Here is a 24,904-nt window from a genome sequence, read left to right on the forward strand (position 1 = left end):
ATTTCATATTCGCCACACCATGGACTTCACCCATTTCAACCCACAGTCGCAGAAAGAAGAAGACTTTCTGGCTAACTTTGTCGCCCGGCGCGGCGTGCTGGATTACTTTCTGCGCCAGCTTCGCCTGCTGGAGCCAACCCGACCCGCCACCCATCACCTCATCGTCGCGCCGCGCGGCTACGGAAAAACCAGCCTGCTGCGCCGAATTGCCATTGCCGTAAGAACGGAACCCGACCTCAACAGCCGCTTGATCGCCTTATCGTTCCGCGAAGAGCAACACAATGTCATCAGCCTGGATGTGTTCTGGCGCAATTGCCTGCAATCGCTCCTTGAAGTACGCGAGGACGAAAAGGCCACGGACGATGAAATTGAGGCGCTGGACGCGGCATGGGAACGGCATATACCGCGCCAGGCGTTGAAGCGTGAAGATCAGGATGGCGAACCGGTGAAGCAGGAATTCAACAAGCATTGTGAGTGCCTGGGCAGGCGGCCACTGCTGCTGATCGACAATCTGGATTCGCTGTTGGCAGGCCTGCCGGAGAACCATCAGTGGTCGTTGCGAAACGATTTGCAGAGCGCTGGCGGCCCGATCCTGATAGCTGCCGCATCCCGTTATCCTGAATCGACACACGATCAAAAGGCAGCGTTTTACGATTTTTTCAGAATCCAGACCCTCGATAAACTGGATGACAAAGAAGTCATGTACTGCCTGCGCATACGCGCCGAGAACAGGGGCGAGGCGGGAAAAAAGTGTTGGACCTGATTGAAGACAATCCGGGTCGAGTGGCGGCACTCAACACCTTGGCCGGGGGCAACCCGCGCACGCTGGGCGTGCTCTACAGCGTGCTCGAATCGCACGCCAGTGCCGATGTCCTGTCGCAACTGAGCGCCATGCTCGATACGTTCACCGGCTGGTACCAGGCACGCACGGAAGAGCTACCGATTCAGAGCCGGGCAGTATTCGATGCTCTGGCCTTGAATTGGGACCCGATGACCTCGGCCAAGCTGGGCGAGACGACCGGTCTCGACACCACACTGGTGAGCAGCCAGCTTTCGCGGCTGGAAAAATCCGGCTACGTCGAAACTGTTTCGCTCAGCGGGCGCAAGAAGGGGCGCAACGGCTATCAAGTAAGCGAACGCTTCTTTAACATCTGGTACCTGATGCGTAACGGCCCGCGGCGCGCACGCCAAAGCATCAAGTTTCTGGCGGTGTTTCTACAAACCTGCTTCAGCCCAAGGGAGCGCCATACAATTGCACGCGCGGTCCTGCAAGACGGGCAGGCTGACCCGGGCTATACCTTGGCGTTAGCGAGCGGCATGCGCCAACGCCAGTTGCGGAATCAATTGATCGAACATGCCGACCTGCAGTGCAGGCGTCTCGGCAGCGCCGAGGAATACGGCGCAGCGATTCAGGATTTACGCAGCATCGATGTCGACAGGAAAATCGCCACCGAAGCAGAACAAGCCTCTTCGCCTGCTGAGTCTATTGAGGCTCTGGACCGCACCATAGCGCGATTGAGCGGTTCCAGGAAACTTGCGTCGCGCGTCGAAGTGGCCCGGGCGCTGGTCAACAAGGGCTTCAGGTTGGGTCAGCTTGGCAAATCCGAAAACGAGATCAAGGTCTACGACGATCTCGTCGAACGCTTTGGCGCGGCCACGGAAGCGGCGTTGCGTGAACAAGTCGCCCTGGCGCTGGTCAACAAGGGCTTTAGTTTGGGCCAGCTTGGGCAAGCGGAGGACGAGATCAAGGTCTACGACGATGTCGTCGAACGCTTTGGCGCGGCCACGGAAGCGGCCTTGCGTGAGCAAGTCGCCTGGGCACTGGTCAACAAGGGCGTCACTTTGGGCGAGCTTGGCAAATCGGAGGACGCCATCAAGGTCTACGACGATGTCGTCGCACGCTTTGGCGCGGCCACGGAAGCAGCCTTGCGTGAGCCAGTCGCCTGGGCACTGGTCAACAAGGGCGTCAGTTTGGGCCAGCTTGGCAAATCGGAAGAAGCAATCAAGGTCTACGACGATCTGGTCGAACGCTTTGGCGCGGCCACGGAAGTGGCGTTGTGTGTGCCAGTCGCCCGGGCACTGGTCAACAAGGGCGTCAGTTTGGGCCAGCTTGGCAAATCGGAAGAAGCAATCACGGTCTACGACGGTCTGGTCGAACGCTTTGGCGCGGCCACGGAAGTGGCGTTGTGTGTGCCAGTCGCCCGGGCGCTGCTCAACAAGGGCTTCAGGTTGGGTCAGCTTGGCAAATCCGAGGACGAGATCAAGGTCTACGACGATGTCGTCGCACGCTTTGGCGCGGCCACGGAAGCGGGCTTGCGTGAACAAGTCGCCCAGGCGCTGCTCAACAAGGGCTTCAGTTTGGGCGAGCTTGGGAAATCCGAGGACACCCTAAAGGTTTACGACGATGTCGTCGCACGCTTTGGCGCGGCCACGGAAGCGGCCTTGCGTGAACAAGTCGCCCAGGCGCTGCTCAACAAGGGCGTCACTTTGGGCGAGCTTGGCAAATCGGAGGACGCCATCAAGGTCTACGACGATGTCGTCGCACGCTTTGGCGCGGCCACGGAAGCGGGCTTGCGTGAACAAGTCGCCCAGGCGCTGCTCAACAAGGGCTTCAGTTTGGGCGAGCTTGGGAAATCCGAGGACACCCTCAAGGTTTACGACGATGTCGTCGCACGCTTTGGCGCGGCCACGGAAGCGGCCTTGCGTGAACAAGTCGCCCAGGCGCTGGTCAACAAGGGCATCAGTTTGGGCCAGCTTGGCAAATCGGAAGAAGCAATCAAGGTCTACGACGAGCTGGTCGAACGCTTTGGCGCGGCCACGGAAGCGGCCACGGAAGCGGCCTTGCGTGAGCCAGTCGCCCGGGCGCTGGTCAACAAGGGCTTCAGGTTGGGTCAGCTTGGGCAAGCGGAGGACGCAATCAAGGTCTACGACGATGTCGTCGAACGCTTTGGCGCGGCGACAGAAGTGGTCTTGCGTGAAGGAGTCGCCCGGGCGCTGGTCAACAAGGGCTTTAGTTTGGGCCTGCTTGGGCAAGCTGAGGACGCAATCAAGGTCTACGACGATGTCGTCGAACGCTTTGGCGCGGCCACGGAAGCGGCCTTGCGTGAGCAAGTCGCCAAGGCGCTTTCCAGCAAGGGCTTCAGGTTGGGCAAGCTTGGGAAATTGGAGGACGCAATCAAGGTCTACGACGAGCTCGTCGAACGCTTTGGCGCGGCCACGGAAGCGGCGTTGCTTGAGCCAGTCGCCCAGGCGCTAAACCGATTGGGCAATTTGTTTTTAGACAAGCAAGGCGCTCCGATCAGGGCGCTGCGGGCTTTTGAAGACGGTTTGGCTAAAACCCTCTCACTAGATACCAGGCAGTTGCTGCATTCGAACTATGCTTACGCGCTGGCGTTGCACACGGAGAATCTGCCGATGGCGCTCGCGCAGGTGGGCCATGCGCTGGCGTATGAAAACGGCCTTTCACTGTCCGGGCGCGATCTATTGAACGCGTTGAGCACTTTGGGTGAACCGCAGGTAACGCGTTGGCAAAGTATGTTCGATCACATAGCCGCGGCAGTGGAACGGGAGGACGAATCGCTTTGGACAAACTACCTCGACGATTTGCAGAGACTGCTCTGGTATGTCGTTGCTCACGGCCAGGGAAATGCATTGCGGCAGGCAATGGAAGCCAGACAATATCCAATGAAGTTTTCCCCGCTGTATCACGCATTAGTTGCCGCGATTGAAGGCGAAGATCATTTGTTGAAAATTAATCCGGAAACCCGGCAAGCGGCGCTGCGCATTTATGAAGGACTTGCCCTGAGACTGAAGCTCTATCCGAGGCCAACGTAAGCGGCATGCTTATTCCACGATGGAGCGGTGAAATAAATGGGGTCAGGCTCGGTTGATTAAAGGTTTTTAGCGAGTAGCAAGCCTCGACGGAATAGAGGTTTCGCAGGCCAATACCCATTAACTAACGATGTTGGTCTGATGACGAGTAACCGGCAGAGACCCACGATTTCTTTAACGCTGCATCTAGGCGCAAGACAAGCTCCGATCATGCAATCATAAATACTATCAGGCGGCTATCCAATCCAATGCGGTTACTGAAACCAAAGCGCGATGGTCAGCTTTTGGCCGATCACAGACATTTAAAATCTGGCAGGGTTTGAATTGTAACCCGTGGCGGCTTTGCGGATCGGAACGGCTGGCGGTTTTAATCGGAATACGCAATCACCTTGTGAAGTTTGGGAGCGTCAAACATCCCCACTTGAATTCAGCTATTAACCCAGCCCTATTTATCAAGGGTATTCCGTTCGGGCCGAGCTGGTCGAAGCCCGGACTAGTGTGCGCTTCGACAGGCTCTCAGGCGAACGGCATTGAGTTCAACTTAAGGACCAGGGCCGCGCGCGGAGTAATATTCGAATGCTTGGCCGAACATGTCGCATACCCGGAAACGGAAAGTGCCAAGATTTTCGGAGCGAGGATAGGAATTCGAGAGGAAAGCCAACGATCAGGCTTCGGCCGCCAATTTGCGGATAATTTGAGGTCGAAAACAGAGTTGCAGCAACAACAGATTTTGCGCGCGGTGTATCAGCCAGAAACCAAGCAAGAGCGTGGACAGGGCAATTTCCGGTAACCAAACATCGATCAGCGCGGCCGGTATTAGCCATTGCGCCAGCCCTAGCCCCCCGAACATCAGCAATAGCGGTAGTAAATACAGTAACAGCGAAGTGAACACCAAATGACTGTCATCGATCGCGACGACGACCCGATCTCCGGCTTGCAGGGCCAGTTCGGAATCGACGGCGAATTCACGCTTGGGTAATACTTTTGCCAGCGTTGCGGTACCGCACGACTGCTTTTGCAGACAGGCGCCGCAGGCACTGGTTTGCAGGCTTTTGATCCAAGGCCGTCCATCAAGGCCGACTCGGGTCACCACAGCCTGTTCTTCGATCATGGGCCGTTATGCCCAGGCGGAAGAAATCGAATCCAGCCAAGCGGTCAGACGACCTTCGCTCAACTCTTTTTGATTGTCTTCGTCCAGCGCCAAACCGACGAACTGGTCGCCCATCAACGCTTTGGATTTTTTAAACTCGTAACCTTCGGTACTGGTAAAGCCTACGATGTTGGCGCCGGCGTCGGCGAACGCATCGTACAAAAAGCCCAGAGCATCGACGAAGTGGCCGGGATAGCCTTCCTGGTCGCCCAAGCCGTACAGCGCAACGGTTTTGCCGCTGAAATCCGCGCCGGTGACGGTCGGTAGAAATTCTTCCCAGCTTTCGTTGTCGTGACCCGCGCTCATGCCCGGCAATTCGCCTTCGCCATAGGTTGGCGAGCCCAGGATCAATACATCGTAAGCCAGCAGGTCATCGACCGAAGCTTTGTTAATGTTGACCGGCTTGTCCGCGACGTCGCCCAGCTTGCTGGAGATTTGCTTGGCAAACTTGCGGGTGTTGCCGGTATCGGTTCCAAAGAAAATGCCTACTTTTGCCATATGGTTTACTCCTTGTTGACGAAATTAGAGTTGAATTTGCAGCAAGCCCGGATTGGCGGCCGGTTGCTGCGCGGCTTGTTGTTCCGGCGTAAACGTCTTCAGCGTCACCGCGTGCAGACGGCCGGAAGCCAACGGTTCGCTCAGGGTTTCCATGACGCCTTGATGTTGCTTAATCATAGTCTGCCCGGCAAACAGTTCGCTGACGACGACGATACCCAAGTCGCAGCCCTGGCCCTCGATTTCGATTTTGGCGCCGGGATAGGCGCTCAGAATCAAGGCTTCGACTTCGGAATGGGTAATGGTTTGGCTGGCGGCAACCGGATCGGCCGGTGTCACCGCCGCTTGCAGCAACGGTAGCAAGCTGCCGTCGTTGTACATCGATTCCACGATGTCGGCCCCACCGATCAGTTCGCCGTTGATGAATAACTGCGGAAAGGTCGGCCATTTCGAGACCGAAGGCAAACGCTCGCGAATGAATGGCGCTTTCATCACGTTAACGTAGGTAAACGGCACCTTGGTTTCATTCAAGATACCGACCGCTTTCGCCGAAAAACCGCATTCGGGCGCGCTGGGCACGCCTTTCATATAAATAATCACCGGGTTTTCGGCCAATTGTTGCAAGATCTTTTCTTTGGTGGTTTGAGTGCTCATAAATTAAGCCTGATTGAATTGGGAATGAGGACGCCGGCCAAGTGGCCGGCGTCCTTGGCGGTTAGCCCGCCGACGAGCGTTGCAAATCGGGTTCGTCCGGATTGTCGCGCTCGACCACCTGAATTTCCGCTTCGCCGCGGATGACTTCGGCATTGACGATACAGCGAGTCACGTTATCCTTGGATGGCAACTCGAACATGGTTTTACGCAAGACGTGTTCCATGATGCCGCGTAAACCGCGCGCCCCGGTATTGCGGGCGATGGCTTTCTCGGCGATTTCCACCAAGGCGTCTTGGGTCAGCTCCAACTCGACGTCGTCGAAGGCGAACAATTGCTGATATTGCTTGACCAGCGCGTTTTTCGGTTCGGTCAACACCTGAATCAACGCGTCGACGTCCAGCGGTTCCAGCGGCGCCAAGACCGGGAAGCGACCGATGAATTCCGGAATCAAACCGAAACGTTTCAAATCGTCCGGCTGGGTGGCGTTCAACATCGCTTCCAGGGTCGGCTTGTCGTCGGGATTGCTGACTTCGGCGTGGAAGCCGATCGCGGTTTTCGGCGGTTGCAAGCGTTTTTCGACGTGCTTTTCCAAGCCGGGAAACGCACCGCCAGCGATGAACAGAATATTGCTGGTATCGACCATCACCGAATCGCTGCCGCTGTGGTCCTTACGGCGGCCTTTGGTCGGCACCTTGACTTGCGAGCCTTCCACCAAACGCAACAACGCTTGCTGCACGCCTTCGCCGGACACGTCTCGGGTACCGAAGGCTTGCTCGGGACTGCGCGCGATCTTGTCTACTTCGTCGATGTAGACGATACCCCATTCGGCCTTGCTGATCTGGCCGTCGGCCACGTCCAGCAAACGTACCAGGATGTTTTCGACGTCGTCGCCGACATAACCGGCCTGAGTCAGCGTCGTCGCGTCGGCCACCGCGAAAGGCACGCCGACGATTTTCGCCAGGGTACTGGCTAACAGGGTTTTACCGGTGCCTGAGGGGCCTATCATCAAGATGTTGGATTTGCCGATTTCCACTTTCGGGTCGGCATCGCCCAAACCGCCGGTTTTGCTGGTCTCGTGCTTGAGGCGCTTATAGTGGTTGTAAACGGCGACCGACAGAATTTCCTTGGCCAAATCTTGCCCGATCACGTATTGATCGAGCATTTTTTTCATTTCCTTGGGCTTGGGCAACGGGCCTTGCATGTCGGCTAGTTCCTTCTTCTTGCCCCAGCTGGAAACCACCTGGCTAGCCAACGTAACACAGGCTTCGCAGATGTAACCTTCGGTGCCCGCGATCATAGGCACCGAGGCTGACGCTTCTATGCCGCAAAACGAACAATGCTTGGGTTCTTTTACCATGTTAAACACTCCTCTTGATTGCGGGCAGACTGGCCAACCAAGTGCGCTGGCAGTTTCTGCGATAACGATCCTGCATGATTTGCTGAATCTTTGGGGTTGCTTTCTTCAACGACAGCGTTTCCGCCGGGATGATTTTTAGGCATTGAATCACGTGAAAGCCCATTTCGGTCTCGACAACATCGCTAAAGCCGCCTTCCTTAAGCGCGAACAAGGCCGCGTCGAGTTCCGGATATAACACACCGGCCGCCACGGTACCCAGCTCTCCGCCTTGCATCGCGGTCGGACACTCCGAATGCTTCAAGGCCAGATCGGCGAATTTATGCGGCTTGCGATGCAGCGTTTCGAGTACCTCGGTCATCCGCTCCAGGGCTTTCTCCCGAGTGTTTTCCGGAAAATCCGGATTGATGCTGATCACGATATGCCGAGCCTTGCGTTGCTCGGGTTTGTGAAATTTCTCGGGATGCGAGTGGTAGAAAATGCCGATCTCGACCTCGTTAACCTTCGGCGCCCGCGCCGCGACGCGCTCAAGTACCGTATTGACCCGACATTGCCGGTGTAAGGCGCTCCGCAACGCCTGTTCGTCCAGATGATTGGCCTCCAAGGCCGCGATAAAACCGTCTTCGTCCTCGAAACGACCGCGCACGTCCTGATAAGCCCTTTCCAGTTCGATATCGGAAATCACCACCCCGGTGGCCTCGTCGGAGCTCAACACCCGGTTCTCGATTTCGAATTCGTTGCGGGCCTGTATCTCGACTTGCTTCAACTGTGGTTGCTCAAGTTCGGCCGGCGCTTTCTTGAACAGGTTCAACGCCGCTCGCAGCAAAGTATAGGGCTCTATTTTGACGTCCGCCGTCTGGTTCATCGTTACTCCTCCGGTTCTCGGAACTTGCTCGGATCGGCCGGTTCCAACACGCTCTCCGGCACTTGCAGGGTTCGGCCGGGAAAGCGCACGTGGTATTGCAAGGGTTCGGTTTCGCGCAGCACCTTCAATATCTCGCCGTCGCTACCCTTGGCGGCGATGACGTTGCCTTGCACACCCAGGTCTATCGTGCATTTGACCTTGTCGCGAAACTCGAAGCGACTGGGCTTCCAAACCGCGTCGGCCGAGATCAACTCTTCGGCCCGACAACCGACCATGCGGCCGTGGTTCAGGAAGTGCACGGTGTAAATCACCTGGTCCTGCAAAAAAGTGCCGACTTCGATGACGTTGCCGACACTACCCCGCCGTATCAGCAAATCGCCGATTTCCATGCCGGGATAGGTGCCATCGTTGCGCACGTTACGGGTGACCCGAACGGCTTCGCCGAATTCGAAGCGTTCTTCGTCGAAGCGTTCTTCTATCATGTTTTTATATCGCCCAGTGATACGAATACGGTTTGCGGTTCCATCATCTTGAAGACTTTGAAAACCTTCTCGGTTTGCGCGTCGGAGCCGACGAAATCGCCGTAAGCGCGTTGCAATAGTTTTTTATACACTTCCCGCATCGCATCTTCGTCTTCCGGCATGCTGCTCTTGGCTTGGCTCAGATAATCGTGGAAACGTTGCAAAATGTGCAGCCGATTAACGTGAACCACGGTCGCGTCGTATTCCAGCCCGAAATACACCAGGAAGTCCTCGGCGGCTTCCATCTCTTCCATTTCTTCTTCAAAACTCATCAGAATTACCTCATTGATAACGGGAAATCGACACCCGGCAGCGCCGCATTGGCGCCAGTCAGGTATACGACCAATAAAATCAATAACATCGTCGAGGTCTGCGCTAAAAACGGATCGGATTTTCGTTTAATCACGGCATTCACCTTCAGGTTGAGTGAGCGAAACAATATCGCCCTGGGTTATTTACTTCCGTCGCGGGGGCTATGCTTACCCGAACACGTCCGGCAACCGAAAAATACCTTCGGCCGCTTCCTGGCGCCGCACCACCAATTCCAATAAGCCTTGCGCGCCGATCCGGTCCTTATCGTCCAAGGCCACCAGTTTTTCGAATATGGCCCGGCTCAACTCGAGATTTTCCAAACGCATGTTCAAAAATCCGATCGACTTCAACGTAAACAGGTAGAAGCGAACGCGGGTCAATAATTCCTTAGGCGCTTCGGTAACATGGCTACGTTCCAGTGCTCGCCAATCTTCCGGGAAATCGATGCCGGGCCGAATCAAGGCCAGCGCCCGCTCCGAAATGATCAAGGCTTCCGCCAAGCGGTGCTGGTAGTAGTAGAAACGATTCAACGAGACCAAAACGTTCAATGACTCGGGCGCCCTCAGGAAGGCTTGCAATAGCGGCAACTCCGCATCGCCGTTGGCATAGCGCTCGGACGCATATTTGATCAAATCCTGCACTTCCTGAGAGTCATCCTGCTCGTAATACAAATCCTGAGCGTCGAACTGTAACAAATCCATTATTTGCCACCCGCCGCGGTTCGCAGTTTGACCGGCGATTCTTCGCCGTGGCAAACCCCTTCCGCCTCGCAGCTGCCGCAGGTTTCCTCGGCCACCACGAAACGTTTCTGATTGTTTTCCAGCTCGTCCAAACGCTCAACCAGACAGTTGATGGCTTTACCGACCGGATCGGGGACCAGGTGGTGATCCAAATCGATACCGCGCGGATCTTGAATCTTCACGCCTTTTTGCTGAATGATCCGGCCGGGAATCCCAATCACGGTACAGCAGGCCGGTACGTCCTTGATGACCACCGAGTTGGCGCCCACCCGGACATTGTTACCGAGCGTGATCGCGCCGAGTATTTTGGCGCCGGCTCCAATTAGCACGTTGTCGCCGAGCGTCGGGTGGCGTTTTTCCTTGTTCCAAGTGGTACCGCCCAAGGTCACGCCGTGGTACATCGTCACGTCGTTACCAATTTCGGCGGTCTCGCCAATCACGACGCAAGCGCCATGATCGATGAAAAAGCGCTTACCGATGGTCGCGCCGGGATGGATGTCGACATTGGTCAGCCAGCGAGCGAACGCAGCCAACAATCGGGCCGTCAACTTCCAGTCGGCCAACCATAAACGGTGAGTGACCCGGTACAGCAATACTGCATGCACGCCGGGATAGGCCAACAAGACTTCCAGCCAGCCGCGGGCGGCGGGATCGCGAGCGAATACGCAGGCCACGTCTTCCCGCCAATCCCGCCATAAGCCGGGTGTGGCAGCGATGCGGGAGGGCGAGAAGAACATCATTTTGCTAAGCTCCAAGTCGTTTTACCCGGCATTGGCACGCCCGGCACCCGGAAAAAGGTCCCCGGATAACGATCGTCCGGCGCTTCGTCCCGCGGCAAATTGCTAATCGGCGCTTCCACTTTACCGTTGACCGGCACGGCTGATTTTTGACGCTTGCTACTCATCGGACACCTCGCTTATAGGCTATGTAAAAACTGATTCAGATCGGCCGATTGCGGCGCGCGTTTGTTGACGCTGACGAATTGCCGGATCATCGGTAGCAGACGGCCGGCCTGCCAGCGGTTAATCTGGATACCGAGTTGCCGGTAGGCGTGAACGACGCCTTGGCTGCCGGAATGCTTGCCCAGCACCAATTGATGACTGCGGCCGACCAGCGCCGGATCGACACCTTGATAGTTCGCGGGATCTTTCAACAAACCATCGACATGGATGCCGGCTTCGTGACTGAACACGTCGCGACCGATCAGGCTTTTGCGGCTGCCTATCGTGTCGCCCGACGCGGTCGCCACTCGATGAGACAAGGCCGGAAAATTGCGTAAATCGACGCCGGACTCGATACCATACAGTTGCTTCAAGCCGACCACGACTTCCTCCAGCGCGGCATTGCCGGCGCGTTCGCCCAAACCGTTGACGGTGGTATTTACGTGAGTCGCGCCAGCTAGCGCGGCGGCCAAGGTGTTGGCGGTCGCCAAACCCAGATCGTCGTGGGCATGCATTTCGATGTCCATGTCGGTCACGGCCCGCAGCTTGCGAATCGCGTCGTGAACGCCGAACGGCTCCATCACGCCGACGGTATCGGCGAACCGGATTCGGCAAGCACCGGCGGCTTGCGCCGTTTCGGCCATTTGCGCCAGGAAATCGCTATCGGCGCGGGAAGCATCCTCGGCACCGACGCAAACTTGCATGCCGGCATCCAGCGCCGCCTTGACGCAACGATCTATCGTTGCCAACACCCAGGCGCGGCTTTGTTTCAGTTTGCGCTGAATGTGCTGGTCCGAAGCCGAAATCGACAAATCGACGGTATCGACACCCAAGCCCAAACAGTGTTGTAAATCTTCCTGACGCATCCGCGACCACACCAGCAAATGACTGGACAAGCCCAACGCGGCAATGGCTTTGATCTCTTCCCGCTCTTGCTCGCCCATCGCCGGGATGCCGATTTCCAACTCGGGCACGCCTAGTTCGGCCAGTTGTTTGGCGATATTCAGCTTTTCGTCCAGCGAGAACACGACACCGGCCGACTGTTCGCCGTCGCGGAGCGTGGTATCGTCGATTACGATGGAACGAGCGGGAAATGTCATGCTGGAACCTCGATACAAATCAGCAACAATTCGGTGATTTGGGCTTAACCTCACCCTTGCTAGGCTTAAAGCAAAACACTTGCCAAGTGCGTAAATCCAGGGATTTTGCGGACTTCCCCGGCCGCTTGGCGCAACACCGACATGACAAGCCGGCCGGCGGCGAGAAATTTGTCGCAAACCTTACAAATGCCCCGCAACGACCTTCCGCTCACTCTCTACATTGCCCGCGGACCAAGCAAATGCCCTACAATCTCCGGCTTTGCGGCCGCGAGGCCGACACACTCCGCCACCCTCGACTCCGCATCGCCCATGACTCACCAGCCCCGTAAACGCTTCGGCCAAAACTTCTTGCACGATTCCGCGATCATCAACAATATCTTGGCGCACGCCCACCCGGCAGCCGGCGAGCACTGGGTCGAGATCGGTCCCGGCTTGGGCGCGCTGACCAAACCCTTGCTGGACAGCGGCATCCGGCTCGACGTCGTCGAACTGGACCGCGATCTGGTCGCCCGCCTGCAAAAACAATACGCCGGCCGCGCCGAACTGACGATACACAGCGCCGACGCCCTGACTTTCGACTTCGCCGCGCTCGCCCAACCCGGCGAGAAGTTGCGCGTCATCGGCAATCTGCCCTACAACATCTCGACGCCGCTGATGTTCCATTTAGTGGAAAACACCCGTTGTATCGAAGACATGCATTTCATGCTGCAGAAGGAAGTCGTCGAGCGGATCTGCGCCGAGCCGGGCGGAAAACAATACGGCCGCCTCAGCGTGATGATGCAGTATTTCTGCGAAACCGAAGCGTTATTCGACGTCCCGCCGGAAAGTTTCGATCCGGCACCCAAAGTGATGTCGGCCATCGTCCGACTGGCGCCGCACGCACAAGCTCCGGTCGACGTCGCGAACTTCCGCAATTTCTCGCAACTGGTCGGCCAGGCCTTTACCCAACGTCGCAAAACCATTCGCAACTCGTTGAAGGGCTTAGTCGGCCCCGAACTGTTCGAGCGACTGGGCATCGACGCCAATTTACGCGCCGAGTCGATCTCGCTGGCCGAGTTCGCGCGACTGGCCAACCATGCCGATTTCCAAGCAGAAAATCCTTGACAAGTTTTTAACGGCAAGCCCAGTCAATTGCGATAAAATGCCGGGTTTTTTAACGGCGGACTCGCGCCACGCCGAAACCGTCAATCCTTTCCATCTTTTCCCAGGCAAGACCCGCCTGATTCATGCTCCGGAGTCATAGCTATGCGTATCATCCTGTTAGGTAGTCCAGGTTCAGGTAAAGGCACCCAGGCCCAGTTCATCACCGAGAAATATGCGATTCCGCAAATCTCGACCGGTGACATGTTGCGCGCCGCGGTCCGCGAAGGTACGCCGCTAGGCCTGGAAGCCAAGAAAGTGATGGACGCCGGCGGTCTGGTCTCCGACGACATCATTTTGGGACTAATCAAGGAGCGCATCGCCCAAGCTGACTGCGCCAACGGCTTTCTGCTGGACGGCTTCCCACGCACTATCGCTCAAGCCGAAGGGCTGGCGAACATGGGTGTTGAGCTGGATTACGTGGTCGAAATCGCCGTCGACGACGAGGAAATCATCAAACGCATGAGCGGCCGCCGCGTGCACCCGGCCTCGGGCCGCAGTTACCACGTCGTGTTCAATCCGCCGAAAGCCGAAGGCATCGACGACGTCACCGGCGAAGCGCTGATCCAACGCGACGACGACCGCGAAGACACCGTTCGCAAGCGCCTATGCGTCTACCACGAACAAACCAAGCCGCTGGTCGGTTTTTATTCTGCGCCGGGACAATCCGCCAAATTCGCGTCGATTGCCGGCGTCGGTTCGGTGCAAGACATCACCGACAAATTGTTCGCTGCATTGGCGTAGGGTACGCACCGCGTACCTTCCAGCTTGAATTCGGTACGCATTGCGTACCCTACAGATAAAAGAGAACCCGCGATGGCAGGTAAAACCTTATACGACAAACTCTGGGACGATCACGTCGTTCACACCGAAGACGATGGCTCGTGCCTGATCTATATAGACCGGCAATTGCTGCACGAAGTGACTTCGCCGCAAGCCTTCGACGGTTTGCGCCTGTCCGGCCGCAAGCCTTGGCGCATTGCCCGCAACCTGGCGGTCGCCGACCATAACGTGCCGACCAGCGACCGCCACCAAGGCATCGCCGATCCGGTATCGCGCTTGCAAGTCGAAACCCTGGACCGAAACTGCGCCGAATTCGGCATCACTGAATTCGACATGAACGACTTGCGTCAAGGCATCGTCCATGTCATCGGCCCCGAGCAAGGCGCGACGCTGCCCGGCATGACCGTGGTTTGCGGCGACTCGCACACCTCGACCCACGGCGCCTCTGCGGCGCTGGCCTTTGGCATCGGCACCTCCGAAGTCGAACACGCGCTGGCGACCCAATGCCTGGTGCAAAAGAAAGCCAAGAACATGCTGATTAAAGTGAACGGCCAAGCCGGTCCGGGCGTCACCGCCAAGGACATCGTGCTGGCCATTATCGGTCGGATCGGCACCGCCGGCGGCACCGGTTACACGATAGAATTCGGCGGCGATGCGATCCGCGCGCTGAGTATGGAAGGCCGCATGACGGTCTGCAATATGGCGATCGAGGCCGGCGCCCGCGCCGGACTGGTGGCGGTCGACGATGTGACTATCGACTATTACCACGGTCGCCCCTACTCGCCCCAAGGCGATGACTGGCACATGGCGGTGCGCTACTGGCAAAACCTGCATTCCGACGCCGACGCCAAATTCGACAAAATCGTCGAATTGAACGTCGCCGACATCAAACCCCAAGTCACCTGGGGCACCTCGCCGGAAATGGTGGTGGCCGTCGATGCCGCCGTACCCGACCCAGCCGCCGAGAGCGATCCGGTCAAACGCGAAGGCATGTTGCGCGCCTTGCATTACATGGGCTTGCGGGCCAATCAAAAAATTACCGACATCCCGGTCGATCGGGTCTTCATCGGTTCCTGCACCAACTCGCGCATCGAAGACCTGCGCGCCGCCGCCGCGGTCATTAACGGCCGCCGCAAGGCCGATTCGGTCAAGCAAGTGCTGATCGTGCCCGGCTCCGGCCTGGTCAAACAGCAAGCCGAAGCCGAAGGCTTGGACAAGCTCTTTACCGCCGCCGGCTTCGAATGGCGCGAGCCCGGCTGCTCGATGTGCCTGGCGATGAATGCCGACCGCCTGGAAGCCGGCGAACATTGCGCCTCGACTTCGAACCGCAACTTCGAAGGCCGCCAAGGCTACGGCGGCCGCACCCACTTGGTCAGCCCGGCGATGGCTGCCGCTGCCGCGATCGCCGGCCATTTCGTCAATATCGCGGAGGAACGCTAATCATGCAGGCCTTTACCACCTTAACAGCATTGGTCGCGCCGCTGGACAGGGCCAACGTCGATACCGACGCAATCATTCCCAAGCAATTTTTGAAATCGATCCGCCGCGCCGGCTTCGGCCCCTACTTGTTCGACGAATGGCGCTATCTGGATCGCGGCGAACCGGAGATGGATTGCAGCCAGCGTCCGCTGAATCCGGATTTCGTACTGAACCAGCCGCAATATCAAGGCGCGCAAATCCTGCTGACCCGCGAGAATTTCGGCTGCGGCTCATCGCGCGAACACGCGCCATGGGCCTTGGAAGATTACGGTTTCCGGGCCATCATCGCACCCAGCTTTGCCGATATTTTCTTCAATAATTGCTTCAAGAACGGCGTCCTGCCCATCGTATTGCCGGCGGAAACGGTTGACCGTTTGTTCAAGGAAATTGCGGACGGCTACCGATTGACCATTGATTTGCACGAGCAAACCATCACCACGCCCGGCGGCGCGACGATCGCGTTCAGCGTGGATGAAAACCGCCGTTTCCGCTTGTTGAACGGCTTGGACGATATTGGTTTGACCTTGCAGCATGCCGACAAAATCAAAGCCTACGAGGTCGAACGCGCCAAACGCGCTCCGTGGCTGTTTCAGAACGCTTCAGTTTAGATAGGTAGATAGATGACTAAAAAAATCGCAGTATTGCCCGGCGACGGCATAGGCCCGGAAATTGTTGCCGAAGCGGTGAAAGTGCTGAGCTTTCTGAACGCCGACATGGGTTTGGGCTTGAGTTTTGAAAATGCGCTAGTCGGTGGCGCCGCCTACGACGCCTTCGGCACGCCGCTGCCCCAGCAAACCCTGAACCTGTGCAAAAATGCCGATGCGGTGCTGCTCGGCGCGGTCGGCGGCCCGAAATGGGAGCCGTTGGCTCACGCGGTGCGCCCGGAGCGCGGCCTGCTCGGCATTCGTTCGGAACTGAATCTGTTCTCGAATTTGCGGCCGGCGATTCTCTATCCGCAACTGGTCGATGCCTCGACGCTGAAGCCGGAAGTGGTGTCCGGCCTGGACATCATGATCGTCCGCGAATTGACCGGCGGCATCTATTTCGGCCAGCCGCGCGGGGTGCATGTCGCCGAAAACGGCGAGAAAGTCGGCATCAATACCAAAATCTACAGCGAATCGGAAATCCGCCGTATTGCCCATTCGGCCTTCAAGATCGCCCAAAAACGTAACAAGAAGTTGTGTTCGGTGGATAAGGCCAACGTGTTGGAAGTCACCGAACTGTGGCGCGGCGTGATGACCGAAGTCGGTAAGGACTATCCGGACGTGGCGCTGAGCCACATGTACGTCGATAACGCGGCCATGCAATTGGTGCGCGCGCCCAAGCAGTTCGACGTGTTGGTCACCACCAATATGTTCGGCGACATTCTGTCCGATATCGCCGCGATGCTGACCGGCTCGATCGGCATGCTGCCGTCGGCCTCGTTGGACGCCAATGCCAAGGGCATGTACGAACCGATCCACGGCTCGGCGCCCGACATCGCGGGCCAGGGCATCGCCAATCCGCTGGCGACGATATTGTCGGTGGCGATGATGCTGCGCTACACCTTCAATCGCAACGATGCCGCGGAGCGCATCGAGCAAGCGGTCAATAGTGCGTTGGACAGCGGCGTCCGCACCGCCGACATCTACTCGGAAGGCACGACCAAAGTCAGTACCTCCGGCATGGGCGACGCCGTCCTCGGCGCGTTGAAAGGAGCTTAAGACCATGGCAAAAACCTATGATGTTGCCGTCGTCGGCGCCACCGGCGCGGTCGGCGAGACGATGATAGAAATCCTGGAACAGCGCAATTTTCCGGTCGGAAAAGTCTATGCGCTGGCCAGCGAACGCTCCGCCGGCAAGCGCATTCCGTTCAAGGGCGGCTCGCTGGTCGTCGAAGATCTGGCGACTTTCGATTTTTCCAAAGTCCAAATCGGCCTGTTCTCGCCGGGTGCCTCGGTGTCTGCCGAGTACGCGCCGAAGGCCGCCGCCGCGGGCTGCGTGGTCATCGACAACACTTCGCAATTTCGCTACGACGACGATATTCCGTTGGTCGTGCCCGAGGTCAATCCGGAGAAAGTCGCCGATTACAAAAATCGCGGCATCATTGCCAATCCGAACTGTTCGACGATACAAATGCTGGTGGCCTTGAAACCAATCTACGACGCGGTCGGCATCAGCCGCATCAACGTCGCGACCTACCAAGCGGTGTCCGGTACCGGCAAGGAAGCGATCGAGGAGCTGGCAACTCAAACCGCTAACCTGCTCAACGCCAAGCCAATCGAACCCAAGGTTTACCCCAAGCAAATTGCCTTCAACGTGTTGCCGCAAATCGACGTGTTCATGGACAACGGCTACACCAAGGAAGAAATGAAAATGGTCTGGGAAACCCGCAAAATCATGGGGGACGACAGTATTCTGGTCAACCCGACGGCGGTGCGGGTACCGGTGTTCTTCGGCCATTCCGAAGCCGTGCACATCGAGACCAAGCAAAAGATCAGCGCCGAGCAAGTACGCGAACTGCTGAGCAAGGCTCCTGGCGTGACCCTGTTGGACGAACGGGCGAACGGCGGCTACCCGACCGCGGTGACCGAGTCGGCCGGCAACGACGATGTGTTCGTCGGGCGCATCCGCGAGGACATTTCCCACCCGACGGGAATCGACCTGTGGGTGGTCGGCGACAATGTCCGGAAAGGTGCCGCGCTTAACAGTGTGCAGATCGCCGAGGTTCTGGTAAAAAGTTACATCTAGGCTAACCTTAGCCCATGTCCAACCTGCGATTCCGCCAGTACCGAGGTATATACCAGTGAAGGAAAGCAATGTGCGCCATTTTACTAAGACTTTAGCGGTTGTTTCCCTGCTGGCCCCCGTCAGCGGTCAATCGCTGGGCATTGGCGACATACAATTGCACTCTTCGCTGAACCAAAACCTGAATGCGCAAATCCGCCTAAGCGTCGCCGACGGCGAGAACCCTAGCGACGTCTCGGTCAGATTGGCGCCGCCGGAAAAATTCGATCAGGCCGGCGTACCTTGGAATTACTTCCTGTCCAAGCTTCGTTTAGAACCGGTGGTACAGGCCGACGGCGGCATCCTGGTCAAAGTCACAACCCGAGAAGTCGTCACCGAACCTTTTCTGGATTTCCTGCTTGAAGTCACTTGGCCGCAAGGCAGTATGACGCGAGAGTTCACACTGCTGATCGATCCGCCCACCAGCTATAATCAAGCGGTCCTTCCGGCAGTCGATGCGACGCCCTTCAGCGCCGAACCTCTGGAGCCCGTGCAACGACCAATACGTAGCGCGCCGCGAAAGGCGATCCGCAATGCCGCCCTCCCCGAACCGACGCAACCGATCGCGACCGACGGCGAGTTCGGCCCGGTGCAACGTTCCGACACCTTGTGGAGCATCGCGACGCAACTCAGTGAAGAACGCGGCGTATCGGCGCAACAGATGCTCAATGCTTTGTACAAAGCGAACCCCGGCGCTTTCAACGGCAATATCAATTCGCTGAAGGAAGGCGCGGTTCTGAAAATTCCGGCGGCCGACGGCATGGCGCAAGCCCAAGCGAAACCGCCGCGCGCCGAAACCGCGAAATCCAGCGCCCGCAAACCGGCCGAAGCCTCGATTGCCAAACCGCTGGAACTGGTGGCACCTGCCGAATCGAAAATTCCGGAACACGCGGTAGTCGCCAGCCAAGCCAAGACCGCTGAAAAAACCGCGCAAGCCGGTATTGGCGGCGCTTCTGATCAAACCGGCGACGGCAAGGCGCTGGAACTGCAGGCCCGAATCGAAAAGCTGGAACAACAACTGGGCATGATGCAACAGTTGTTGGCATTAAAGGACCAACAACTCGCCACCTTGCAAAACAACAAACCGGCCCAGACGCCAGCGGATTCCGTCGCGCCACCGCCCCAACCGCAACCCGCGCCTAGCCAACAAGCGTCCGCGAATCCGACTCAGCCGCCGGTCGCCGCGCCCGAGCCTCCTCCCGCGCCCGCCGTGACCACGCCGGCGCCGGTAGCCGAGGTCGCGCAACCGGCGCCGGCCCAAGCAGAGCCCGCCAAACCGCGAAAACGGCCGCCACCGCCCGTTGTGGTACCGCCGCCCGTCGAGGAACCGAGCTTCTTCGACTCCGATTTATATTACTGGGGCGTCGGCGGCCTGGGCACCGGCATGCTGGGTCTGCTCGGCTGGCTGCTATGGCGTAAGCGGAAAATAGACGAACGCACCAACACCGAAAGCATGTTCGCATCGGCCAGCCAGATCCGGATGCCGGACACCGAAAGCAGCCTGTCGGTGCCGGTCATGGACATCAGCAGCACCGACGATTACGACGTCGGTACCGTTGGCGAAAGCTCGTTTATCAGCGACTTCACGCCTAGCGATTTCGACGCATTCGATACCGATCAAAACGAAATCGACCCGATTTCGGAAGCCGATGTCTATCTCGCTTACGGCCGCTACCAACAAGCCGAAGAATTGATGCGCACCGCGATCAGCGAACAACCGCACCGCGATGAATGTAAACTGAAGCTGCTGGAAATTTTTTACGCCAGCGAGAACAGAAGCGGATTCGTGCAATTTGTCGAAGAGCTCGCCGCGGCTGGCAAAACCGCCGACAAGACCTTTTGGAACAAGGTCAGCGACATGGCGATGGAAATCGCTCCCGATCTGCCGCTATTCGGTGGAAGCGGCGTCGCGGCGCCCGCTCCGGTCGAAACCGTCAAACCGGCACCGGTCGCCGCGCAAAGCGCCGAGACCGAGTTTTCGCTGGACGACGACTTCGCCGAATTGGATTTGGATCTCAACGCCAGTTTAAGTGACGGCCTGGATTTCGACTTAAACGATCTGACCTCCGCATCATCCACGACTAACGATGACCTGGCAAGTCTGGATTTCGAAATCGGCACGGTCCAATCGGCAACCCGCAAGTCCGACGCCGTCGTTTCGACGCCCGATTCTTTAGACTTCGATCTGGTCGCCTTTGCCGCGGACAGCAAAGCCGTTACCGAAGCGGTCACGCCGACAACGGCTCGCGCGGAACCTGAAATCGAGAGCTTTGAGTTCTCTTTGACCGCTCTGGAAACGCCGACCGAGCTACCCCAGGACGAACCGGCTAGCGCTAAGCAGCTCGCGACCGATACCGACGAGTTGGAAAGTTTCGACTTCAACTTCGATGTCGAGCAAGCGCCCCTCCCTAAACAGTCCCACAGAACACCGGAACCCACGCCGGCCGGCACGGAGCTGGAACTAGAGTCGTTCGACCTTTCGGGCCTGGAAATTCCCGCGGACAAAGCCGCCGATCCGAAACAGACGGCAAGTTCCACGGTGCCGGACAGCTTCGATTTCGACTTCGAACTGGATTTTTCCGAACCCGCCAAACCGAAACCCAAGGACACGTCGCCAACCATTGAAACCCTAGAACTGGATAGTTTCGATTTTTCCGGTTTTGAGGATAACTCTAAATCTGCCAGCACCAGCGAATCGCCCGGTTTGACGACCAGCGACGACGAGTTCGATTTCAATTTCGACTTCGACGCGCCGATCGTACCGACCAGCGCGGACGGCACGCCCGACTTAGGCGTTGCCGACCTGACCGATATGGACGAATTCGAGACCAAAATCGATCTGGCCAAAGCCTACATCGACATGGGCGATACCGAAACCGCGAAATCCATCGCCAACGATGTCCTCGAAAAGGGCTCCAAACAACAGCAAGCCGCCGCTCAAGCCCTGCTGGACGAGCTGAAATAAGGGTCTTGTCTTGGTTTAGTCGGCAATCAAGCCTTGCATAACGGCAGCTTTGTTCGCCGTTAGCCATGTCATTCTGACTTGAAATGCTCGAAAACTCGCCGGAACCAACCGTGAATCATGTTTGATAGCCGTTTCCAACGCCGCCACTAGCGCCCGGCAATCGGCGAACTCGAAAAAGCAAAACGTGCCGTGCAAATTATGCACGATCTTCCAGGCCTCTTCGTCGCGCCCCTGCTGCAGCGCGTCATCTATGTCGGCAACTTGGCCGGGCAATTCCGCGAAAAACTGTTCCAACAAATTAAACGTTAGGCGGCGGTTGTCGCCGGTTTTACGCAACAGACAAGCGCCGTATTCACCGGGCCTCTCGGGCTCCAACCATCGGTCCAGGACTTGCCGCAAGTGCTCCAGCCGGATAGGTTTTACCAAATAATCGTCAAATCCGGCCGCCATCGCGGCTTGACGTTGGTCCTCGCCGGCATGAGCGGTCACCGCTACGGCCGGAACACCGTTCCAGCTCACTTCGCTAGTACGCAATTTGTCGATCAACGCCAGACCGTCGAGTCCCGGCATATTCACATCCAGGAACACGATGCGGAATTCGGTCTGTCGCAACGTGTGCCAAGCTTGCAAACCGTCGCTGGCTTCGTGGATATTGCCCGTCCAATTTTCCAGTTGTTCGCGCAACAACCAGCGATTGAGATCGTTGTCGTCGGCAATCAACACCGAGAAGTTTTGCACCACCACTGCCACCTTTTTCTTCGCGCCGATCTTTCCGCCGGCAATAAAAAACCCCGGCTTCCTGCGAAGACCGGGGTTGATTTAGCGTGAGCTAAACGGCACGATTACATCATGCCGCCCATGCCGCCCATGCCGCCCATGTCAGGCATTGCCGGAGCTTTGTTGTCGGCCGGCGCGTCGGCGATCATTACTTCGGTGGTAATCATCAGACCAGCCACGGATGCGGCGTTTTGCAACGCGGAGCGGGTGACTTTCGCGGGGTCCAGAATACCCATCGCGATCATGTCGCCGTATTCGCCGGTTGCCGCGTTGTAACCGAAGTTACCGCTGCCTTTTTTGACTTCGTTCAGTACCACGGACGCTTCATCGCCGGCGTTGGTGACGATTTGGCGCAAAGGTTCTTCCATCGCGCGGCGCAGGATGCTAATACCTACGTCTTGATCGTGGTTGATACCTTTCAGGCCGTCCAACGCGGACAAGGCGCGGATCAACGCGGTACCGCCACCGGCCACGACGCCCTCTTCAACCGCGGCGCGGGTTGAATGCAACGCATCCTCCACGCGGGCTTTCTTCTCTTTCATTTCCACTTCGGTCGCGGCGCCGACTTTAATGACCGCTACGCCGCCAGCCAGTTTGGCCAGACGTTCTTGCAGTTTTTCACGATCGTAATCGGAAGTCGCTTCGTCGGCTTGCGCGCGAATTTGCGCGACGCGGCCTTTGATTTGGCTTTCGTCACCGGCACCATCGATGATAGTGGTGTTTTCTTTATTGATTTGGACGCGTTTCGCGGTACCCAATTGGCTGATGTCGGCTTTTTCCAGAGACAAACCGACTTCTTCCGAAATCACGACGCCACCGGTCAGAACCGCGATGTCTTCCAGCATGGCTTTACGACGGTCGCCAAAGCCAGGGGCTTTCACTGCCGCGACTTTCACGATACCGCGCATGTTGTTGACCACCAACGTCGCCAAGGCTTCGCCTTCGACGTCTTCGGCGATGATCAGCAAGGAACGGCCTGATTTGGCCACGCCTTCCAGAATCGGCAACATTTCGCGGATGTTGGAGATTTTTTTGTCGTACAACAACACGAAAGGATCGTCCAGTTCGACGCTCATGCTTTCTTGCTTGTTGATGAAGTACGGTGACAAATAACCGCGATCGAATTGCATGCCTTCGACGACATCCAGTTCGTTGTTCAAACCGGTACCTTCCTCGACGGTAATAACGCCTTCCTTACCGACTTTTTCCATCGCTTCGGCGATGATCGCGCCGACGGACTCGTCGGAGTTGGCCGAGATGGTGCCGACTTGTGCAATCGCTTTGCTGTCGCTGCAAGGGATGGCCGCTTTCTCGATTGAAGCAACGGCGGCGGTTACCGCGCTGTCGATACCGCGTTTCAGATCCATCGGATTCATGCCGGCGGCAACCGATTTCAGGCCTTCGTTAACGATGGCTTGCGCCAGTACGGTGGCGGTGGTGGTACCGTCGCCGGCGACGTCGGAGGTTTTGGACGCCACTTCTTTGACCATTTGCGCGCCCATGTTTTCGAATTTGTCTTTCAATTCGATTTCTTTCGCGACTGATACGCCGTCCTTGGTGATGGTCGGGGCACCGAAGCTTTTGTCAAGAACCGCGTTACGGCCTTTAGGGCCCAGGGTGACTTTTACCGCGTTGGCCAAAATATTAACGCCCGCGACCATCAATGCACGGGCATCGCCACCAAATTTTACGTCTTTTGCTGCCATTTCTTAATTCCTAAAAATGAGTTTGAAATCAATGTGGTGTGTTAGGCAATCCGGGATTAACCCAGGATACCCATGATGTCTTCTTCGCGCATGACGATGTATTGCTCGCCGTCGACTTTCACTTCGGTACCGGAATATTTACCGAACAGCACCTTATCGCCAACTTTAACCGCCATTGGGCGCACTTGACCGTTATCGAGCGGTTTGCCGGCACCTACCGCCAACACCTCACCCTCGCTCGGTTTTTCGGCCGCGGAACCGGGCAACACGATGCCGCCGGCGGTTTTGGTTTCTTCTTCCACGCGTTTAACGACTACACGGTCATGTAACGGACGAATGTTCATCAAGGTCTCCTCAATATGGATAAAGTTAAAGTTACAAGTTAAGAAACGTTTTAAAACTCAGCCCCGGCGATCCGAAGGACCGGCTTTTAAACCGCATCCGAGTTATTAGCACTCTCTATCGACGAGTGCTAATAATATCCCGCTTTTGCACTCTGTCAAGCTCTTTGGCATCATCTGGTCCTTGCCGACAGCCTTACAAGATATGAACGACGAACAATTACTCCGCTACAGCCGTCAGATCATGCTGCCGCAGGTCGACATCGCCGGCCAACAAAAACTACTGTCCGCCTCGGTGCTGATCGTCGGTGCGGGCGGGCTTGGCTCGCCGGCCGCGATGTATCTGGCCGCCGCCGGCGTCGGCAAACTGGTGGTTTACGACGACGACCAAGTGGACTTGAGCAATTTACAGCGCCAGATCGCTCACGACACCGCCGATATAGGGTTGGATAAAGTGATTTCAACCCGAGCGACCTTGAAAAAGATCAATCCGGGGGTCTCGGTAGAGGCCCACAAGGCCAAACTGGCGGGAGACACTCTGACGCGCGAAGTTGCCGAAGCCGACTTGGTACTGGATTGCAGCGATAACTTTCCGACCCGTTTCGCGATCAACCGCGCCTGCGTAACGGCCGGCAAACCGCTGGTGTCCGGCGCGGCCATCCGTTTCGAAGGTCAAATCAGCGTATTTACACCGGGCCGGGACAACAGTCCGTGTTATAACTGTTTGTACCAAAACGACGGCGAGGAATTGCAAAACTGCGCCAGAAACGGCGTGATAGCGCCAATCACCGGCATCGTCGGCAGCATGCAGGCGCTGGAAGCGATAAAGCTGCTAGTCGGCTGCGGCAAGCCGTTGACGGGCCGATTACTACTATTGGACGGTTTAACGATGGAATGGCATGGCATGCGCCTAAAACGCAACCCGGCTTGCCCAACCTGCGGCAGCGTTTCACACCGATAGTCGCAAAAAAGCCGGGTTGCCCC

Annotated in this window: 25 protein-coding genes; 10 read left to right on the forward strand and 15 right to left on the reverse strand. The window is 57.4% G+C overall.

Going from position 1 to position 24,904, the window contains the following annotated elements:
• Positions 1–19 precede the first annotated feature (19 nt).
• Positions 20–763 (forward strand): hypothetical protein, encoded by a 744-nt coding sequence (locus ACP4CD_RS14245; protein WP_426991410.1) that lies wholly within the window; start codon positions 20–22, stop codon positions 761–763.
• Positions 754–3,834 (forward strand): tetratricopeptide repeat protein, encoded by a 3,081-nt coding sequence (locus tag ACP4CD_RS14250; RefSeq protein ID WP_426991411.1) that lies wholly within the window; start codon positions 754–756, stop codon positions 3,832–3,834. The genes ACP4CD_RS14245 and ACP4CD_RS14250 overlap by 10 nt, the downstream gene beginning before the upstream one ends.
• Positions 3,835–4,495: 661 nt before the next feature.
• On the opposite strand, the gene ACP4CD_RS14255 is transcribed toward ACP4CD_RS14250, so the two are convergent.
• The 12 genes from ACP4CD_RS14255 to nifV all read right to left on the reverse strand — a co-directional run bounded on the left by ACP4CD_RS14255 (position 4,496) and on the right by nifV (position 11,963).
• Positions 4,496–4,942, reverse strand: a complete 447-nt coding sequence (locus ACP4CD_RS14255) for a SoxR reducing system RseC family protein (protein ID WP_426991412.1) — start codon at positions 4,940–4,942, stop codon at positions 4,496–4,498.
• Positions 4,943–4,948: 6 nt separating this feature from the next.
• Positions 4,949–5,479, reverse strand: a complete 531-nt coding sequence (locus ACP4CD_RS14260; protein WP_064031288.1) for a flavodoxin — start codon at positions 5,477–5,479, stop codon at positions 4,949–4,951.
• 24 nt (positions 5,480–5,503) lie between these two features.
• Positions 5,504–6,130, reverse strand: a complete 627-nt coding sequence (gene grxD / locus ACP4CD_RS14265) for a Grx4 family monothiol glutaredoxin (RefSeq protein ID WP_064031289.1) — start codon at positions 6,128–6,130, stop codon at positions 5,504–5,506.
• Positions 6,131–6,191: 61 nt separating this feature from the next.
• Entirely contained in the window at positions 6,192–7,487 is a 1,296-nt protein-coding gene (clpX, locus tag ACP4CD_RS14270; protein WP_064031290.1) for an ATP-dependent Clp protease ATP-binding subunit ClpX, read from the reverse strand.
• A gap of 1 nt (position 7,488) precedes the next feature.
• Positions 7,489–8,349, reverse strand: coding sequence for a nitrogen fixation protein NifM (nifM, locus tag ACP4CD_RS14275; RefSeq protein ID WP_313729172.1), 861 nt, complete (start codon positions 8,347–8,349; stop codon positions 7,489–7,491).
• A 2-nt stretch (positions 8,350–8,351) separates the two neighbouring features.
• Positions 8,352–8,831, reverse strand: a complete 480-nt coding sequence (locus ACP4CD_RS14280; protein WP_064031292.1) for a nitrogen fixation protein NifZ — start codon at positions 8,829–8,831, stop codon at positions 8,352–8,354.
• Entirely contained in the window at positions 8,828–9,142 is a 315-nt protein-coding gene (gene nifW / locus ACP4CD_RS14285) for a nitrogenase-stabilizing/protective protein NifW (RefSeq protein WP_064031293.1), read from the reverse strand. Before nifW ends, ACP4CD_RS14280 begins: the two co-directional genes overlap by 4 nt.
• Positions 9,143–9,147: 5 nt before the next feature.
• The gene (locus ACP4CD_RS14290) at positions 9,148–9,276 is read right to left on the reverse strand and encodes a hypothetical protein (protein WP_269454770.1); all 129 of its coding nucleotides are present in this window, start codon (positions 9,274–9,276) and stop codon (positions 9,148–9,150) included.
• A gap of 73 nt (positions 9,277–9,349) precedes the next feature.
• A complete protein-coding gene (locus ACP4CD_RS14295) occupies positions 9,350–9,883 on the reverse strand; it encodes a hypothetical protein (RefSeq protein ID WP_064031294.1) in 534 nt (177 codons plus the stop codon).
• Positions 9,883–10,662: a serine O-acetyltransferase gene (gene cysE, locus ACP4CD_RS14300; RefSeq protein WP_064031295.1), complete on the reverse strand. Its 780-nt coding sequence runs from the start codon at positions 10,660–10,662 to the stop codon at positions 9,883–9,885. Before cysE ends, ACP4CD_RS14295 begins: the two co-directional genes overlap by 1 nt.
• Positions 10,659–10,826, reverse strand: a complete 168-nt coding sequence (locus ACP4CD_RS14305) for a hypothetical protein (RefSeq protein WP_168029904.1) — start codon at positions 10,824–10,826, stop codon at positions 10,659–10,661. Before ACP4CD_RS14305 ends, cysE begins: the two co-directional genes overlap by 4 nt.
• A gap of 12 nt (positions 10,827–10,838) precedes the next feature.
• Entirely contained in the window at positions 10,839–11,963 is a 1,125-nt protein-coding gene (gene nifV, locus ACP4CD_RS14310) for a homocitrate synthase (protein ID WP_426991413.1), read from the reverse strand.
• Positions 11,964–12,272: 309 nt separating this feature from the next.
• On the opposite strand from nifV, the gene rsmA reads away from it, so the two are divergent.
• The 7 genes from rsmA to ACP4CD_RS14345 all read left to right on the forward strand — a co-directional run bounded on the left by rsmA (position 12,273) and on the right by ACP4CD_RS14345 (position 21,096).
• Entirely contained in the window at positions 12,273–13,067 is a 795-nt protein-coding gene (gene rsmA / locus ACP4CD_RS14315; RefSeq protein ID WP_168029900.1) for a 16S rRNA (adenine(1518)-N(6)/adenine(1519)-N(6))-dimethyltransferase RsmA, read from the forward strand.
• Positions 13,068–13,208: 141 nt separating this feature from the next.
• On the forward strand, positions 13,209–13,847 hold the full coding sequence (adk, locus tag ACP4CD_RS14320; protein WP_168029898.1) for an adenylate kinase: 639 nt from the start codon (positions 13,209–13,211) through the stop codon (positions 13,845–13,847).
• 72 nt (positions 13,848–13,919) lie between these two features.
• Complete coding sequence (gene leuC / locus ACP4CD_RS14325) at positions 13,920–15,326, forward strand: 3-isopropylmalate dehydratase large subunit (protein WP_426991414.1); 1,407 nt, start codon at positions 13,920–13,922, stop codon at positions 15,324–15,326.
• A 2-nt stretch (positions 15,327–15,328) separates the two neighbouring features.
• The gene (gene leuD, locus ACP4CD_RS14330; RefSeq protein ID WP_064031300.1) at positions 15,329–15,973 is read left to right on the forward strand and encodes a 3-isopropylmalate dehydratase small subunit; all 645 of its coding nucleotides are present in this window, start codon (positions 15,329–15,331) and stop codon (positions 15,971–15,973) included.
• 12 nt (positions 15,974–15,985) lie between these two features.
• Positions 15,986–17,068, forward strand: a complete 1,083-nt coding sequence (gene leuB, locus ACP4CD_RS14335) for a 3-isopropylmalate dehydrogenase (protein WP_064031301.1) — start codon at positions 15,986–15,988, stop codon at positions 17,066–17,068.
• Positions 17,069–17,072: 4 nt separating this feature from the next.
• Complete coding sequence (locus tag ACP4CD_RS14340; RefSeq protein WP_168029894.1) at positions 17,073–18,095, forward strand: aspartate-semialdehyde dehydrogenase; 1,023 nt, start codon at positions 17,073–17,075, stop codon at positions 18,093–18,095.
• Between the two features lie 70 nt (positions 18,096–18,165).
• Positions 18,166–21,096, forward strand: coding sequence for a FimV/HubP family polar landmark protein (locus ACP4CD_RS14345; RefSeq protein WP_426991415.1), 2,931 nt, complete (start codon positions 18,166–18,168; stop codon positions 21,094–21,096).
• 15 nt (positions 21,097–21,111) lie between these two features.
• Here ACP4CD_RS14345 and ACP4CD_RS14350 read toward each other — a convergent pair whose 3' ends face one another.
• From ACP4CD_RS14350 to groES, 3 genes are all read right to left on the reverse strand, one after another.
• Positions 21,112–21,846: an Hpt domain-containing response regulator gene (locus tag ACP4CD_RS14350; protein WP_281022142.1), complete on the reverse strand. Its 735-nt coding sequence runs from the start codon at positions 21,844–21,846 to the stop codon at positions 21,112–21,114.
• Between the two features lie 92 nt (positions 21,847–21,938).
• Positions 21,939–23,579 carry a chaperonin GroEL gene (groL, locus tag ACP4CD_RS14355; protein ID WP_064023968.1) on the reverse strand — a complete coding sequence of 547 codons (1,641 nt, stop codon included), beginning with the start codon at positions 23,577–23,579 and terminating at the stop codon, positions 21,939–21,941.
• 56 nt (positions 23,580–23,635) lie between these two features.
• Positions 23,636–23,923 (reverse strand): co-chaperone GroES, encoded by a 288-nt coding sequence (groES, locus tag ACP4CD_RS14360; RefSeq protein ID WP_064023967.1) that lies wholly within the window; start codon positions 23,921–23,923, stop codon positions 23,636–23,638.
• 202 nt (positions 23,924–24,125) lie between these two features.
• Between groES and ACP4CD_RS14365 the strand changes: the two genes are divergently transcribed.
• Positions 24,126–24,881, forward strand: a complete 756-nt coding sequence (locus ACP4CD_RS14365; RefSeq protein ID WP_426991416.1) for a HesA/MoeB/ThiF family protein — start codon at positions 24,126–24,128, stop codon at positions 24,879–24,881.
• The last annotated feature ends 23 nt before the right edge of the window (positions 24,882–24,904 follow it).

Origin of the sequence: Methylomonas stagni (assembly GCF_050154735.1) — a bacterium.
Classification (GTDB): Bacteria; Pseudomonadota; Gammaproteobacteria; order Methylococcales; family Methylomonadaceae; genus Methylomonas; species Methylomonas koyamae_A.

Bases quoted from the DNA above. Each gene is read 5' to 3' on its own strand.
- ACP4CD_RS14245 (WP_426991410.1), top strand. From the start codon at position 20: ATGGACTTCACCCATTTCAACCCACAGTCGCAGAAAGAAGAAGACTTT.
- ACP4CD_RS14255 (WP_426991412.1), bottom strand. From the start codon at position 4,942: ATGATCGAAGAACAGGCTGTGGTGACCCGAGTCGGCCTTGATGGACGG.
- ACP4CD_RS14260 (WP_064031288.1), bottom strand. From the start codon at position 5,479: ATGGCAAAAGTAGGCATTTTCTTTGGAACCGATACCGGCAACACCCGC.
- grxD (WP_064031289.1), bottom strand. From the start codon at position 6,130: ATGAGCACTCAAACCACCAAAGAAAAGATCTTGCAACAATTGGCCGAA.
- clpX (WP_064031290.1), bottom strand. From the start codon at position 7,487: ATGGTAAAAGAACCCAAGCATTGTTCGTTTTGCGGCATAGAAGCGTCA.
- nifM (WP_313729172.1), bottom strand. From the start codon at position 8,349: ATGAACCAGACGGCGGACGTCAAAATAGAGCCCTATACTTTGCTGCGA.
- ACP4CD_RS14280 (WP_064031292.1), bottom strand. From the start codon at position 8,831: ATGATAGAAGAACGCTTCGACGAAGAACGCTTCGAATTCGGCGAAGCC.
- nifW (WP_064031293.1), bottom strand. From the start codon at position 9,142: ATGAGTTTTGAAGAAGAAATGGAAGAGATGGAAGCCGCCGAGGACTTC.
- ACP4CD_RS14295 (WP_064031294.1), bottom strand. From the start codon at position 9,883: ATGGATTTGTTACAGTTCGACGCTCAGGATTTGTATTACGAGCAGGAT.
- cysE (WP_064031295.1), bottom strand. From the start codon at position 10,662: ATGATGTTCTTCTCGCCCTCCCGCATCGCTGCCACACCCGGCTTATGG.
- ACP4CD_RS14305 (WP_168029904.1), bottom strand. From the start codon at position 10,826: ATGAGTAGCAAGCGTCAAAAATCAGCCGTGCCGGTCAACGGTAAAGTG.
- nifV (WP_426991413.1), bottom strand. From the start codon at position 11,963: ATGACATTTCCCGCTCGTTCCATCGTAATCGACGATACCACGCTCCGC.
- rsmA (WP_168029900.1), top strand. From the start codon at position 12,273: ATGACTCACCAGCCCCGTAAACGCTTCGGCCAAAACTTCTTGCACGAT.
- adk (WP_168029898.1), top strand. From the start codon at position 13,209: ATGCGTATCATCCTGTTAGGTAGTCCAGGTTCAGGTAAAGGCACCCAG.
- leuC (WP_426991414.1), top strand. From the start codon at position 13,920: ATGGCAGGTAAAACCTTATACGACAAACTCTGGGACGATCACGTCGTT.
- leuD (WP_064031300.1), top strand. From the start codon at position 15,329: ATGCAGGCCTTTACCACCTTAACAGCATTGGTCGCGCCGCTGGACAGG.
- leuB (WP_064031301.1), top strand. From the start codon at position 15,986: ATGACTAAAAAAATCGCAGTATTGCCCGGCGACGGCATAGGCCCGGAA.
- ACP4CD_RS14340 (WP_168029894.1), top strand. From the start codon at position 17,073: ATGGCAAAAACCTATGATGTTGCCGTCGTCGGCGCCACCGGCGCGGTC.
- groL (WP_064023968.1), bottom strand. From the start codon at position 23,579: ATGGCAGCAAAAGACGTAAAATTTGGTGGCGATGCCCGTGCATTGATG.
- groES (WP_064023967.1), bottom strand. From the start codon at position 23,923: ATGAACATTCGTCCGTTACATGACCGTGTAGTCGTTAAACGCGTGGAA.
- ACP4CD_RS14365 (WP_426991416.1), top strand. From the start codon at position 24,126: ATGAACGACGAACAATTACTCCGCTACAGCCGTCAGATCATGCTGCCG.